Source organism: Ruminococcus intestinalis, from assembly GCF_014288065.1.
Classification (GTDB): domain Bacteria; phylum Bacillota; class Clostridia; order Oscillospirales; family Acutalibacteraceae; genus Ruminococcoides; species Ruminococcoides intestinale_A.
In genome coordinates this window covers 179,661-194,010 of the sequence record NZ_JACOPS010000001.1, presented here as the reverse complement: position 1 = coordinate 194,010, position 14,350 = coordinate 179,661, and the positions used below count along the sequence as shown (strand labels likewise).

At 36.4% G+C, this 14,350-nt stretch carries 13 protein-coding genes; 6 read left to right on the top strand and 7 right to left on the bottom strand.

Annotation, left to right across the window (positions count from 1 at the left end):
- Nucleotides 1-266: 266 nt before the first annotated feature.
- Nucleotides 267-1,637 carry a 23S rRNA (uracil(1939)-C(5))-methyltransferase RlmD gene (gene rlmD / locus H8R91_RS00935; protein ID WP_186934518.1) on the bottom strand — a complete coding sequence of 457 codons (1,371 nt, stop codon included), beginning with the start codon at nucleotides 1,635-1,637 and terminating at the stop codon, nucleotides 267-269.
- Between the two features lie 159 nt (nucleotides 1,638-1,796).
- Here rlmD and murC point away from each other — a divergent pair, with 159 nt between their 5' ends.
- Nucleotides 1,797-3,182, top strand: coding sequence for a UDP-N-acetylmuramate--L-alanine ligase (murC, locus tag H8R91_RS00930; protein WP_186934517.1), 1,386 nt, complete (start codon nucleotides 1,797-1,799; stop codon nucleotides 3,180-3,182).
- Nucleotides 3,183-3,277: 95 nt separating this feature from the next.
- On the opposite strand, the gene H8R91_RS00925 is transcribed toward murC, so the two are convergent.
- Nucleotides 3,278-3,514: a helix-turn-helix domain-containing protein gene (locus H8R91_RS00925; RefSeq protein ID WP_207722723.1), complete on the bottom strand. Its 237-nt coding sequence runs from the start codon at nucleotides 3,512-3,514 to the stop codon at nucleotides 3,278-3,280.
- A 91-nt stretch (nucleotides 3,515-3,605) separates the two neighbouring features.
- Nucleotides 3,606-3,854: a helix-turn-helix domain-containing protein gene (locus H8R91_RS00920; protein ID WP_022234254.1), complete on the bottom strand. Its 249-nt coding sequence runs from the start codon at nucleotides 3,852-3,854 to the stop codon at nucleotides 3,606-3,608.
- A 127-nt stretch (nucleotides 3,855-3,981) separates the two neighbouring features.
- On the opposite strand from H8R91_RS00920, the gene H8R91_RS00915 reads away from it, so the two are divergent.
- On the top strand, nucleotides 3,982-4,992 hold the full coding sequence (locus H8R91_RS00915; RefSeq protein WP_243237667.1) for a leucine-rich repeat domain-containing protein: 1,011 nt from the start codon (nucleotides 3,982-3,984) through the stop codon (nucleotides 4,990-4,992).
- A gap of 5 nt (nucleotides 4,993-4,997) precedes the next feature.
- Nucleotides 4,998-5,873, top strand: coding sequence for a leucine-rich repeat protein (locus tag H8R91_RS00910; protein WP_186934987.1), 876 nt, complete (start codon nucleotides 4,998-5,000; stop codon nucleotides 5,871-5,873).
- 227 nt (nucleotides 5,874-6,100) lie between these two features.
- On the opposite strand, the gene H8R91_RS00905 is transcribed toward H8R91_RS00910, so the two are convergent.
- From H8R91_RS00905 to H8R91_RS00890, 4 genes are all read right to left on the bottom strand, one after another.
- The gene (locus H8R91_RS00905) at nucleotides 6,101-6,289 is read right to left on the bottom strand and encodes a FeoB-associated Cys-rich membrane protein (protein ID WP_186934516.1); all 189 of its coding nucleotides are present in this window, start codon (nucleotides 6,287-6,289) and stop codon (nucleotides 6,101-6,103) included.
- A 27-nt stretch (nucleotides 6,290-6,316) separates the two neighbouring features.
- The gene (gene feoB, locus H8R91_RS00900; RefSeq protein WP_186934515.1) at nucleotides 6,317-8,809 is read right to left on the bottom strand and encodes a ferrous iron transporter B; all 2,493 of its coding nucleotides are present in this window, start codon (nucleotides 8,807-8,809) and stop codon (nucleotides 6,317-6,319) included.
- 80 nt (nucleotides 8,810-8,889) lie between these two features.
- Nucleotides 8,890-9,111, bottom strand: a complete 222-nt coding sequence (locus H8R91_RS00895) for a FeoA family protein (protein WP_022234513.1) — start codon at nucleotides 9,109-9,111, stop codon at nucleotides 8,890-8,892.
- Between the two features lie 12 nt (nucleotides 9,112-9,123).
- On the bottom strand, nucleotides 9,124-9,333 hold the full coding sequence (locus H8R91_RS00890) for a FeoA family protein (RefSeq protein ID WP_022234514.1): 210 nt from the start codon (nucleotides 9,331-9,333) through the stop codon (nucleotides 9,124-9,126).
- 456 nt (nucleotides 9,334-9,789) lie between these two features.
- Between H8R91_RS00890 and H8R91_RS00885 the strand changes: the two genes are divergently transcribed.
- From H8R91_RS00885 to H8R91_RS00875, 3 genes are all read left to right on the top strand, one after another.
- Nucleotides 9,790-12,192 carry a hypothetical protein gene (locus H8R91_RS00885; RefSeq protein ID WP_186934513.1) on the top strand — a complete coding sequence of 801 codons (2,403 nt, stop codon included), beginning with the start codon at nucleotides 9,790-9,792 and terminating at the stop codon, nucleotides 12,190-12,192.
- Nucleotides 12,193-12,470: 278 nt separating this feature from the next.
- Complete coding sequence (locus H8R91_RS00880; protein WP_186934512.1) at nucleotides 12,471-13,601, top strand: sensor histidine kinase; 1,131 nt, start codon at nucleotides 12,471-12,473, stop codon at nucleotides 13,599-13,601.
- Entirely contained in the window at nucleotides 13,594-14,211 is a 618-nt protein-coding gene (locus tag H8R91_RS00875; protein ID WP_186934511.1) for a response regulator transcription factor, read from the top strand. Before H8R91_RS00880 ends, H8R91_RS00875 begins: the two co-directional genes overlap by 8 nt.
- Nucleotides 14,212-14,350 lie beyond the last annotated feature (139 nt).

Sequence of the window (14,350 nt, the reverse complement as noted above, 5' to 3'; positions counted from 1 at the left end):
TTTCCCAATATCTATTCCACTGTCAAGTCTGCCTCTTAGTATCAAGTGGCTTAAACTGCGGTCGGCGCTGACAACAATCCCCGTGCCACAACCCACGACATCTAATCCACAGCCTAAACCCTACCGCATTTTTTCGCTCATCCACTTTTTCTTCGGTCAGACTAAAAAGCAGATATGTTTCCATACAAGAAAACCGAGCTTTTCGCAAGGCTCCTCTGATGATGCTCACCTCGCAAAAAGCCCGAAAATACGCCACTTTTCAGCTCTTATTTATCTTTTCTTGACAGCAAGCAGACCGTCTCCACATGCGCTGTTCTTGGGAACATATCGCAAGGTGTTACTTCTTTGGTTTTATAGCCGTTTGACTCGAAAATTTCTAAATCTCTTGCAAGGGTTGCGGGATCACAAGACACATACACAACTCGTTTCGGTGACATTTGTGCTACGGTCAAAATTACATCTTCGCCGCAGCCTTTTCTTGGCGGGTCAAGCACTACGACATCAGGTTGAAGTCCCTCTGCTTTAAGTTGAGCCGCTGCCTTTGATGCGTCGGCACAAATAAATCTTGCATTCTCTATGCCGTTTGCTTTTGCGTTTTCGTTTGCATTCTTTATAGCATCCTCGACAATTTCCGCACCGACAAGTGTTTTGCAGTTTTCAGCCATTGTAAGTCCTATTGTTCCTGTTCCGCAGTATAAATCAAGCAGAATTTCTTCGTTTTGCAGGTTTGCGTATTCTTTTGCTTTACTGTACAGTTTTTCTGCTTGAGCACGGTTTACCTGCCAGAATGAAAACGGTGATATTTTAAATTTAAGTCCGCATAAAACATCGGTAATGTGATCACTGCCGTATGCAACACGATTTTTCTTGCCTAAAACCACATTTGTTTTTTCTCTGTTAGAATTAATAATTACGCTTTTTAGGTTAGGCAAGCCGTCTTTTAACATTCTGACAAGTTCGTCTTCCTGTTTTAAGCCGTTGCCGTTGACAACATAACAAACCATAAGTTCGTCAGTAATTTCACCAAGACGCATATATAAATGTCTTAATCTGCCTTTGCCTGTTGTTTCGTCATAAATATCAGCATTTGTTTTATCTATAAATCTTTTTGTAATTTCTATTACAGAATTAAAAGCTTCAGGCTGCAATAAACAGTCATCACACGGAATAATTCTGTGCGTATGAAATGAATAAAATCCGAACACCGCACTTCCGTCTTTTGCCCTACCTATAGGAAATTGCGCCTTATTTCTGTATCTGTCAGGTCTTTCGCAGCTGATAATATCTTTAAATTCAAAGTCTTTAATTCCGCCTATTCGTGTTACCGCATCGTAAACACGCATTGATTTTATTTTTAATTCTTCTTCATAAGAAATATGCCTCCAAGTACAGCCCCCGCATTTTGAGAACTGCGGGCAATCCGCCTCGATTCTTGCGGAAGACGGAGTAATTATATTTTCAATTTTACCGAAAGCATAAGTTTTCTTTGTTTTTAATATTCTTACTTCAAGTTCATCGCCTACTGCGGAAAGCGGAACAAATACGGCGATACCGTCCTCTGTTTTTCCTACGCCGCTGCCCTCTGCGGTAGCCGAAGTTATGTTTAATTTTATAATATCATTCTTAACTAAATTCACTGATTATCACCGATTATATTGTAACATTTTTAATATAAATTGGCAATATAAAAACTAAAATACGAAAAAATATATTACAAATTGAAAAAAGGTATTTATTTTTTTTGACTATAGCTTTATAATATAAGATAGAATTTTTGTGAATGGAGAATGAGTGTTTTGAATTACGACATTTTACTTGATAATATAAAAAGGATACATTTTATCGGCATCGGCGGCAGCGGTATGTGTCCGCTTGCAGAGATTTTAAACAGCGAGGGCTATCAGCTTTCGGGCTCGGATATGAACGAGGGCGAGACACTCGACAGAATCAAAGGCTACGGCATTCCCGTATATATGGGACATCGTGCAGAAAATATTGACGGTGCAGAGCTTGTGGTATATTCTGCCGCTATCAAAGAAGATAACCCGGAAAGAAAAGCAGCTGTTGAACAGGGTATTCCTTGCATTGAAAGAAGCGTTATGCTCGGCGTTGTAACAAGAAGATACAAGAGAAGTATTGCGGTTTCCGGTACTCACGGCAAGACCACAACCACAGCCATGCTTTCACAGGTACTTATCGGCAGCGGTTTTGACCCATCGGCAATTATCGGCGGCAAACTTCCGTTTATCGGCGGCAACAGCTATGTAGGTCAGAGCGACATTATCGTTTGCGAGGCTTGCGAGTATGTTGATACATTCTTACAGCTTAATCCGTTTATTTCTATTATACTTAACATTGATGCCGACCACCTCGACTACTTTAAAAATCTTGACAACATTAAAAAGTCATTTAATAAATTTGCAAAACAGACTACAGGTTTGCTTGTAATCAACGGCGACGACCAAAACACACTTGATGCAGTAAATGATGTTGACATTGAAAAAATCACCTACGGCTTTGGCGAAAACTGCGACTACAGAGCAGAAAATATTTCTGCAGACAAGGGTGTTCACGAGCAATTTGACATCTATTACAAAGGCGAACTCCTTACAAATATTAAGTTGATTGTTCCGGGCAAGCATAACATTTATAATGCACTTGCCGCAGCGGCTACCGCACATTACCTTGGTGCAACACCTAAGGAAATCGCCGAAAATCTCCACAAATTCGGAGGTGTTCACCGCCGTTTTGAAATTCTCGGTACACCCGAGGGAATTACAGTGGCAGACGATTTTGCTCACCACCCGACAGAGCTTACCGCAACACTCAATGCCGCAATGAATATGGGCTTTAAAAAAGTATGGGCGATTTTCCAGCCGCATACTTTCTCAAGAACAGCACTTCTTCTTGATGATTTTGCAGAGGCTCTTAAGATTCCGGATGTTGCAATCATTTCGGAAATTCTCCCTGTAAGAGAAACAAACACATATAATATTTACTCAACCGACCTCGGTGCAAAAGTACCGAACTCGGTTTGCCTTGACACTTTTGAAGAAATTACAGACTATGTATGCAAAAACGCAAAAGAGGGCGACCTCATTCTCACAATGGGCGGCGGCAATGTTTATATGTGTGCCAATATGATTTACAATCAGCTCAAGTATAATGAGGAGAATAAGTAATTTCATATTTCATTTAAAGGAATTAAAATTTAACAGATACAGACAAAAATCAGCCTGACTTCATACGAAATCAGGCTGATTTTTTGCTTGAATAATTATTTATTTCTAATATCGTCAATTATCATTTGTATATGAGCAATCTGCTCTTGAGATAACCCCGAAACATCAACGGTTTCCCTCTCGTTAATACCAAGCAAATAATCGGCACTTACTGAATAGGTATTTACTATTTTAATAAGCATTTCCACAGACGGCTGAATATTGTCGTTTTCCCAATTACTGATAGTCTGCTTTGTTACATTAAGAGCCTGTCCGAATTGCACCTGATTCAGTCCGAGCTAAAACCTTAATTCACGAATTCTTTTGCTTAACATATCAACACTCCAATACAAGTATCATAATATTTATATCAGACTTTTAATTTTATACCATAGCAAAAATATCATTAGGCTGAATTTCAAATACCTTGCAAAAAGCCACTATTTCTATATCGGTTATAAATCTTTTTCCGCATTCTATTCTTTGAATTGCATTTTTGTCTAAATCCAATCCAAAAAGCTGCAATTTTTCAGCAAGCTGTCTTTGACTGCATTTAGGATTTAATGCAAGTCTTAATTCCGCAATCCTCTTTCCGCATACATTATTCATATTTTCATTTTTATTTTTAAACATTTTTTATACTCCTTTGACATTTAGTGCTTGTCAATAAGAATATTTTATGCTATAATACACCTGTAATTGACATTCAGTGAGTGTCAATTGCGAATAATAAATTAAATAACACAAGGAGCGATAAAAAATGAAAAAAGTTAAAAGATTAACAGCCGTAATACTGTCTGCACTTATGGCAGTAAGTGCATTTTCAGCACTGCCTGTAAGTGCGGCAGTGATTGAAAGTAATAACTCGGTTTTATCATCAGATTATTTGACAAGTGGTGACTATGAGTATACATTTCTTGATGACGGTACAGTTGAAATATCCAAGTACATAGGTAGCGATAAGGAAATTACTATTCCTGATACGATTGACGGGAAAAAAGTTACAAGTATAGGTAATTATGTCTTTGAACATTGCATAGGTTTGGAAAGTATAACAATTCCCGAAAATATTACAAATATTGAAAATATGGCCTTTCACATTTGCACAAATTTAGAAAGCATAAATGTTGATGTAAATAATAATATTTATTCAAGTATTGACGGTGTTTTATTTAACAAAGAACAAGATAAAATAATATTTTTTCCAGATAATAGATTTGATAGTTATGAAATTCCGGATAGTGTTACAAGCATTGGAGATATGGCTTTTTACGGTTGTGATAACTTAACAAACATAATAATCCCAGATAGTGTTACAAGCATTGGAAATGGTGCTTTTTACGGTTGTTATAACTTAACAAACATAATAATCCCAGATAGTGTTACAAGCATTGAAAATTATGCTTTTAGTGGATGTGCTAACTTTACAAGCATAACAATTCCAGACAGTGTTACAAGTATTGGCGAAAGTGCTTTTAGTGCTTGTTTTATATTAACAAGCATAACAATTCCAGACAGTGTTACAAGCATAAGTGACGAAACTTTTAGTAAATGTTATAAATTAACAGATATAATAATTCCAAACAGTGTTACAAGCATTGGGAATATGGCTTTTTACGCTTGTGTTAACTTAACTAACATAACAATCCCTAATAGTGTTACAAGTATTGGTTTTAGTGCTTTTCGTTCTTGCAAAAGGCTAGCAAATATAACAATCTCAAATAGTGTTACAAGCATACGTGGGGAAACTTTTTTTCTTGTTCTTCATTAACTAGTATAATAATTCCGGATAGTGTTACAAGTATTGGCAATGCGGCTTTTTATGATTGCGATAACTTAACAAGCATAACAATCCCAAAAAGTGTTACAAGCATTGGAATTTTGGCTTTTGAAAGTTGTAATAATTTAACAAGCATAACAATCCCTAATAGTGTTACAAGTATTGGCAATAAGGCTTTTTATGGCTGCACAAACTTAACAAGCATAACAATTCCAAAAAGTGTTACAAGTATTGGCGATTACACTTTTACCGATTGTAATAATTTAACAATTTACGGATATAAAAACTCATATGCAGAAGAATACGCAAAGACAAATAATATTAAATTTGCCGTCATAAATTCTCTCGCAGATACAAACACTAACATAACCGTCAGCGGTGTTATGCAAGAGGATACTGTTTTAAATGTAGCAAAACTTGAAAACACCTTTGAAAATTCAGTTGCAACATATGACATAACCTTGCAAAAGGACGGTGCTGTTATTCAGCCTGACGGTACAATTACAGTTAAAATTCCGAGCAATGCAGAAAATTGTAAAGTAATGTGGCTTAAAGATGACGGTACAGCCGAAGATATGAACGCCAAATATACAGACGGCTGTTATGTATTTACCACAGACCACTTAAGCGTTTACGCATTGGTACAGGATAAAACAATTCTCACAGGCGATGCAAACCAAGACGGTATTATAGATGTAAATGATGTTACATACTTGCAAATGCACATTGCAGGCAAAAAAAACACCGACGGTTCGGCTCTTATTGACGAAACAAACAAGCAACTGTTTGACTGCGTTGATATGAACAAAGACGGTAAACTTTCGGTTTCCGATGTAACCGCATTGCAGATTTATATTTCAAACAACAACTAAAAATCAAATGATACAAGAAAGGCTATCGCAAGGTTAAAATGCGATAGCCTTGTTTTATTTATAAGGAGTTATCCAAATATTTGTTGTAATATTTAATTATGATTCAGCAAATTGCTTGATAATGCAATTTGCTAAACCATAAATTACCCCCAACTATTGAAAAATAATCAAAAAACAAAACAAGCGACCGAACACTTAAAATGCTCGGTCGCTTTTGTCAGCAATAATCATTTATGGTTGTTAGAGTGGCATTTACCTGCCATTGCACAGGATGCACATCCGCAGCCACAGCCGCCACAAGAAGATTTGCCCTTTTTCTTTGCTCTGAAATGGCTGATAATAATTGCAGCAACTACAGCAACAACTATAAGCAAAACAACTATTGTACCAATATTATCAAGTAAAAAAGTAAGCATATACATCCTCCTCTATCAAAATCTAAATTATTTTACCTTTACAGAAGTTTTTAATGTATTAGCCTCTTTGTATGGTCTTACGAGCATATAAATCATAAATGCAAGTACCAATACAGCGAAAATAAGACCGATAACATTTACATTACCTGTAAAGAGTCCGCCAAACTGATTAATCATAAGAGCGATTGCATAAGCAAATACACACTGGTAAGCTACTGCAAAACAAGTCCACTTAGCATTATTCATTTCTCTCTTCATAGCACCGATAGCTGCGAAGCAAGGAGCACAAAGGAGGTTGAATACGAGGAATGAGAAACCGCTGATTGCTGTGAAAGCACTGCCGATTTCTGACCATCCGCCCGGATAAAGAATACCCATTGTACCAACGATATTCTCTTTAGCAACAAGGCCTGTAACCGATGCAACGGCTGCCTGCCAATTGCCCCAACCAAGCGGAGTAAAGATCCAAGCAATGCAGTTACCGATAGCGGCAAGAATTGAATTGCTGATCTGATCCTCTGAAAGCATCTGGAACTGACCGTCAACAAATCCGAAGTATGTTGTAAACCAAACAATGATTGTTGAAAGAAGAATGATTGTACCGGCCTTTTTGATAAATGACCAGCCACGCTCCCACATTGAACGGAGAAGGTTGCTTACTGTCGGGAGATGGTAAGCGGGAAGTTCCATAACGAACGGAGCAGGATCGCCTGAGAAGATCTTTGTCTTCTTAAGCATAATACCCGAAACTACGATTGCAGCCATACCGATGAAGTAAGCTGATGTAGCAATCCACGGTGAACCACTGAAAATAGCACCTGCGATCATAGCGATAAATGGCATCTTAGCACCGCAAGGAATAAATGTTGTTGTCATAATTGTCATACGACGGTCACGCTCGTTTTCGATTGTACGAGAAGCCATGATACCCGGAACGCCGCAGCCTGTACCGACAAGCATTGGAATAAATGATTTACCTGAAAGACCGAACTTACGGAATACACGGTCAAGTACGAATGCGATACGAGCCATATAACCGCAGCTTTCAAGGAAAGCAAGGAGTAAGAAAAGTACAAGCATCTGTGGAACGAAGCCAAGAACCGCACCAACACCGGCTACGATACCGTCAAGAATAAGTCCGTTAAGCCAATCTGCACAGTTGATAGCGTCAAGACCGTCACCGATAAGAACAGGAATACCCGGAACCCATACACCGTATGTGCTTGCATCAGGAGCGCCATAGCCTTCCTTATAATTTGTATCAAGATAATTATCAACAGCTTCCTGTAACTGAGCCTTAGTTGTATCAGGAGTTTCTGTTACTTCAAGTGTTTCTTCGTCTTCTACAGAATAAGTAACGCTTGCGTCTGCAGGAGTTAAAGTAACGAGCTTTGAAAGAGCAGCTTTAGCAGCATCTTCAGAATAATTTTCATCTTCAAGATCAATTGCAGCTGCAATATCGTCATTACCGTATTCTTCATTGAAAGCTTCAATGATTGCATCTGAATCGCCGTAAGTTTCTTCTGCCTCTTCTGCCTGTGAAGTACCTATACCGAACAAATGCCAACCGTCACCGAACAATCCGTCATTTGCCCAGTCTGTTGCCATTGAACCTACAGTCTGCATTGAAATGAAGTAAACAAGGAACATAATTACGGCAAAAATCGGAAGGCCAAGCCAACGGTTTGTAACAACCTTATCAATCTTATCTGATGTTGAAAGGTTGCCCTTGCTCTTCTTTTTATAGCAAGTCTTAATAATAGTAGCTATGTAAATATATCTTTCGTTTGTAATAATGCTTTCGCTGTCATCGTCAAGCTCTTTTTCGGCATTTTCAATGTCAGTTTCAACATGCTTTTTAATTTCATCGCTAAGGTTAAGCTTTTCCATAACCTTATCATCACGCTCAAATACCTTGATAGCGTACCATCTCTGCTGTTCTTCGGGCATTTCGTGAACTACTGCCTCTTCAATATGAGCAATAGCGTGCTCAACAACACCGTTAAATGTGTGCATTGGAACAGTTTTTGTGTTCTCGGCAGCATCAATTGCAGCCTCTGCCGCTTCCATAATACCTGTGCCCTTCAAAGCAGAAATTTCAACAACCTTACAGCCAAGCTCTTTAGCAAGTGCCGAAGTGTCAATCTTATCTCCGCTCTTCTTTACAACATCCATCATATTAATGGCAACAACAACTGGGATACCGAGCTCTGTAAGTTGTGTTGTAAGGTAAAGGTTACGCTCAAGGTTAGTACCGTCAACAATGTTAAGGATTGCGTCAGGTCTTTGCTCGATAAGGTAGTTACGAGCAACTACTTCTTCAAGTGTGTAAGGAGAAAGTGAGTAAATACCCGGCAAGTCCATAATTACAACATCGTTGTGCTTTTTGAGCTTACCCTCTTTCTTCTCAACGGTAACGCCCGGCCAGTTACCAACAAACTGGTTTGAACCTGTAAGAGCGTTAAAAAGGGTTGTTTTACCGCAGTTAGGATTACCTGCAAGTGCAATTTTAATACCCATTAGTGTCTTCCTCTCATAGATTTAGTTATTTTAGACTAACTTAGAATTTAAAAATATCGGGGATAAACCCCGTATTTAACTTAAACAAGTTCAATCATTTCAGCATCGGCTTTACGCAAAGAAAGTTCATAACCTCTTACTGTAACTTCAATAGGATCACCGAGCGGCGCAACTTTACGGATATAAATTTCAACGCCCTTTGTAATACCCATATCCATAATTCTGCGCTTAATAGCGCCCGCACCGTTAAGTTTTGCAACTTTTACGGTTTCTCCGATTTTTGCTTCTCTCAGAGTTCTCATATTGTACCTCCATTAAATCATAATTTTGCTTGCCATTTCACGGCTGATTGCAACTCGTGCTCCTTTTACATTAACAATAAGGTTACCCGCCATTGAAGAAACAACTGTAACTGTGCCGCCAACAACAAAACCCAAGTTTTCAAGATGTGCACGAACCTCAGAGTTACCTCCGATTTTTTTAATAATGTTTTCAACGCCCGGATCGGCAAATGTTAAAGGCATAAGCTCACCATCCTCGCTATACGACATTAGTGCTAACTAACTTTGACAGTACAAAAAAGTTAGCGCTCGCTAACTGATTATTAGTTTACTACTTTTATATTAAAAAGTCAATAAGTTTAATAAATTTAAAATAATTCAACACTAATTTCGTTAAATTGACAAATTTTATATTACTTAATTGGGTAAATTGATATATTCTTTTTAATACTTTTTTCGCATCTGTTTACAGCAAATCTTTTACATATCAATATTATGCACTTGCAAAGCAAAATATAAATTATTTTTATATAGACAATAAACAAGCGGTGGTTTTTTGCCACCGCTTGCTAAGGTTTTTATTTTTTAAGATTTGTCTTATACGAAATTTTATGTTACAATTTTAGAATATTCATAATAATGTAACTTTCAAATTTTGCATACAATAAAATTAATTTAAAGCTAAAAGGCGGTGAAGTAATGCACAAAAAGATTAAAATTTCAATTTTGGTTATGCTCTTAATTTTGCTTTGTACTCTTTTTAACGGTTGTATGAACCATATAAAGACTATTTCAGTCAATAACAAGGATTACTTTAATGCATTAAAATGCGATAATGATGAATATAATTTAGTTATATCCGAAAGGTCGGCAGTAGATAATCTCAATAACGGTTATGCTGCTCAAGCTGATGAACTGCTTGCAAAAAGCCTTATGGATAGTGGCAGGCATTATTATTGGTATCCACATTATATCACAACGATAGTAATAGCAGTTGACACAGGCAAAGTAAAAGAAAACATAAACAGCTTTAATTCTCTTGCAGGTGTTGAAGAAAAAATCTATATAGATTCAGATTATTATAATTACATTACCGCATCAATCGGCTATTCGCTTAAAAAAGAAAATTACCGTCTTGACGATGCCATTAATTACCTGAAAGAAATGGAAAGAAACGGCAGACTCAGCAACAGCAATACTGAACTTCCAATATGGATCTGCACCGATACACAGGCTGTTAAACTAAAACGAGGTAACAAAAATATAGACATTATTATTCCAAATGATGGTACGCTTTCTTTTGTGCAAGGAATAATTTCACCATACCCACTATGTTTTGAAAACAATCTCTGCAATAATATAAATCAAAATGACTTGCGAACATATAACAACGCATCTCCCCTGTATTCTACCCAAGAAAAATATTCTAACGCTGTTATTTATACCGATTACCGGCACTTTAACGAGCAATCAACAAATGTTATTAAAAAGATGAGGAGAACAGTTTTTGAGCAACGCAGATATTCAACAGCAGACGGACAAGAGCATATTTTGTCAGCAGTATTTTTCATTACATTAACAGTGCTGTGGATAGCTGTGCTTGGCTTGAGAGTAATTAACAAAAGGGTTAAATTATCTTTTATTATTATCGGTTCAATGCTTATTCTATGGCTTACAGCGAGGTGCATTAAGTGGCAAATTAATTCTCCGATGATTGAAAGACAGCTTTGGTACAGCTACTATCTTTTTCAATTCGGTATAGCAACAGGTCTGTTATATTTAACAAGCGTAACAGACAAACCAAGCAGCAACAAAATCATACCGCTGCGGATTCTGCCTTTTATAGTGGTTGAACTATTTCTGCTATGTCTGATATACACAAATGACTACCATCAGCTTGCTTTTTCGTTTTATAACGGAATTGAAAACGGTTCCTCTGAATACACCTACGGCATTGTATATTATTTATCTATGCTGTGCATTGGATTACAAACTTTCATTGTATTGTTGTGGCTTATAGTACGCAGTATAAAAAGTCCGAATAAGCTAAATATTTTTTACCCAGTTACTTTTTTCCTTTTGATTTTTTTATATACTGTTGCCTATGTAATGCGTCTGCCGTTTGCCTTTGAGAGTGATATGACGGTAGTTATCACATTTATTATCCTCGCATTTATGGAAGTATGCTTGCGCAGCAGTCTTATTCCCACCAACACAAAATACAAAAATCTTTTTAAAAATTCACCGCTTAAAATGGAAATTCTCAACAATTATTTTGAAAAAGAAATTACCGCAAATTTCGACTACTGCCTTACCGATAAACAAAAAGACAGCATTATTAACGGTAAAAATCCAATAAAACTTGATGAGAACACACTGCTTTTCAGCAAGAAAATTTCCGGCGGATATGTTGTTTGGCAGGACGATATTTCTCAGCTGAACAAAATGTATTCAAATACTAAAACTACTGTAGAAAAGCTAAGGGCAACCAATGCCTTAATCAGAAAAGAAGAAAAAGCAAGGCGAAAATACTTACAAAACGAGGAAAAAATAGACATTTGCAACAGTCTTGAGAGTGAAATTTCCGATAAACTCAAGTTGCTTTCCCTTTTACCTGAAAAGATGAAAAATCAAAACAATAATTCCCTGCTTACTGTCAAAGCCGCATTACTTTTGTGCTACATAAAACGCAGGTGTAATATGTTTTTTATTGCTCTTGAGGAAAAATATTTTTCCTCTGATGAACTAAGTATGTATATAGACGAACTCGGAAACTTTGCAGAATATTCCAAAGTAAAGCTGCTCTGCACCAATAACGGCAATAAAAAGCTTGACATTGAACACGCAAATCTTATGTATGAGTTTATGTACAACATTCTTGACGAAGCAACACAAACAAAATGCGAATACATATTTGCTCACACAGAAATATCCGATAAGGAAATTTCTATAAAGGTGATTAGCTCAACGAAAATCAACAGTAATATTTTTGACAAAAAATTTATGATTTCACTTGAAAAATCGGGTGGTAAAATCATCGAGCAAAATGATGACGATAACCTTGGCATTTGGCTTTTGCTTAAGGGTGGTGAAAAGCAATGAATTACATTTATTTTTATCCTGAATTTGTGCGAATTTTAGTTTGTATCTTGATAATTGCAGGCATTTGTATGCAATGCTTTGCATTTATATACAAATTTAACAGTGGAACAAAAGGTTTTAAATATGTTTGCGAACTATCATTTGAATTTTCCGTAATACTGCTGCAATTTATTTATGGTTATATATATTCCTGCATTTATTACCAAACTAATATATCAATTTATTATCCCGAACAATATTTAGCTGTTGGGTACATAGCATCCATTTTGTTTTTAATTATGTTTATTGCAACTGCTGTTTATTTAAAGCAAGCACACATAACATTATCAATATGCTTTGCTCTGCCATTGCTGCCATTTGCAAATCATCTTACATACGGTACATTTACAGTTGTTCTTTTTACTGCACTGATAATGTTTATTATAAGAAGTGTACATTTAATATTAAAAGTAAGTAAATTAAAACGAAACACTATAACTCCGCTTTCTGTAAAGGAATCAATAGACGCACTCAATACAGGAATTTTATTTTGCAGAAATGACGGGCAGATTCTGCTTGCAAATCATTGCATAAGTAATTTGATGATGGACATTTTTAATAAAGAATTTACAAGCGGAATAAAGTTTATAAACGAAATCCGTAATATTTCCAACATACAAAATCAGCAAACAGTTTGCAAAGTTAAAAATTCTTATTATATGATTAAACAAACCGAAATGTATATAAAGAAAAAACCATACTTTCTGATTACCTCCACAAATGTTACAGAACAGATGAATGCAATGCAGGAGCTATTGAGCCTGAAAGCAAGACTTGTTCAAAAAGGTAATGAACTGAATTTTCAGCTAAATAATCTTGAAACCTCATGCAAAGAGGGTGCTCTGTTACAGATACGCACAAGAGTACACGATTTACTGGGACAAAAGCTTTCTGTACTTTTGCGAAAATTACAGAATAAAGATGATAATATAGACGCTGACGCTATTGAAAAATTCTGTAACAGTATAATGAAAGATATATTATCGGATGAAAAAAATGTATCTGATAAAAGTCTGATTCTCCTGCAAGAAGTAATGTCATCAATAGGTGTTGAGCTTGCAATAATCGGAGAAATGCCGTATGATAATGATATAGCCGCACTTTTTGTAGAAACAATACGAGAATGCAGTACAAATGCGGTCAGACATTCACTTGCCACAAAAGTGCGTGCAGAAATTAAGAGCAAGGATGGCATTAATTCTCTTAAAATCACAGATAACGGAACAAATACCTGTACTACAATCCAACTTGGCACAGGACTTTCCGGACTTAAAAATAAAGCAGAAATGCTCGGTGGAACCCTCAGTGTTACACCATATCCGCATTTCTCAATTGAGTTAACCGTAAAGGAGGGTGAAAACTATGATTAAAGTATTGATTGTTGACGACCACACTTCTGTCAGAGAAGCTTTTAAAGCAATGTTTGAGAAAAAAGATGATTTTTGCGTTGTTGGTGAAAGTGCAAATGCGAACGATTGTGTGCTTTTATGTGAAAGACTAAATCCGGATATTGTACTGTTAGATGTATGCACAGAGGGCTACTCCTCCGGACTTGTTGCTACGGAAAATATCAAACAGAATTTTAAAGATATTAAGGTAGTGGTTATGAGCGGCTTTGATGAAATATCTTATTCTCCTCGTGCTAAAGAGGCAGGTGCAGACGCATTTGTATATAAAAGCAAAAGTATGACATTTTTTATTGATACAATACGAAAAGTGCTCAATGGAGAAAAATATTTTCCTGAACCCAAAACAATTCCTTTGCCAAAGGGTGAAACTCCTTTTACTGAAAGAGAAATGCAAATTCTCAGATTAATTTGCAAGCATAAATCAAGAGGAGAGATTGCCTCGGAGCTTTATATCTCGGAAAACACAGTAAAATATCACATTGGTAATCTGCTTTCAAAAACCGGATGCTCAAGTGTTGCTCAGCTTGCAATTATTATGATTTCAAGCGGTTACATCAACCCTCTATATTAAAATATAACAAAATATAACTTTGCCACCTTTTATTTACAGTAATTTTGCCAAAACTACCCAAATGGGTAGGGCAAAATATTATAAGTTACTGTACAATATAATTGTATCAAGGATATATCTCCTGTACAAATATATTGAA

What these genes read in the sequence shown, in the direction of transcription:
- H8R91_RS00895 (WP_022234513.1), bottom strand. Translation starts at nt 9,111, where the DNA reads ATGAGAACTCTGAGAGAAGCAAAAATCGGAGAAACCGTAAAAGTTGCA.
- feoB (WP_186934515.1), bottom strand. Translation starts at nt 8,809, where the DNA reads ATGGGTATTAAAATTGCACTTGCAGGTAATCCTAACTGCGGTAAAACA.
- H8R91_RS00885 (WP_186934513.1), top strand. Translation starts at nt 9,790, where the DNA reads ATGCACAAAAAGATTAAAATTTCAATTTTGGTTATGCTCTTAATTTTG.
- H8R91_RS00875 (WP_186934511.1), top strand. Translation starts at nt 13,594, where the DNA reads ATGATTAAAGTATTGATTGTTGACGACCACACTTCTGTCAGAGAAGCT.
- H8R91_RS00880 (WP_186934512.1), top strand. Translation starts at nt 12,471, where the DNA reads ATGTTTATTGCAACTGCTGTTTATTTAAAGCAAGCACACATAACATTA.
- H8R91_RS00890 (WP_022234514.1), bottom strand. Translation starts at nt 9,333, where the DNA reads ATGCCTTTAACATTTGCCGATCCGGGCGTTGAAAACATTATTAAAAAA.
- H8R91_RS00920 (WP_022234254.1), bottom strand. Translation starts at nt 3,854, where the DNA reads ATGTTTAAAAATAAAAATGAAAATATGAATAATGTATGCGGAAAGAGG.
- H8R91_RS00905 (WP_186934516.1), bottom strand. Translation starts at nt 6,289, where the DNA reads ATGCTTACTTTTTTACTTGATAATATTGGTACAATAGTTGTTTTGCTT.
- H8R91_RS00915 (WP_243237667.1), top strand. Translation starts at nt 3,982, where the DNA reads ATGAAAAAAGTTAAAAGATTAACAGCCGTAATACTGTCTGCACTTATG.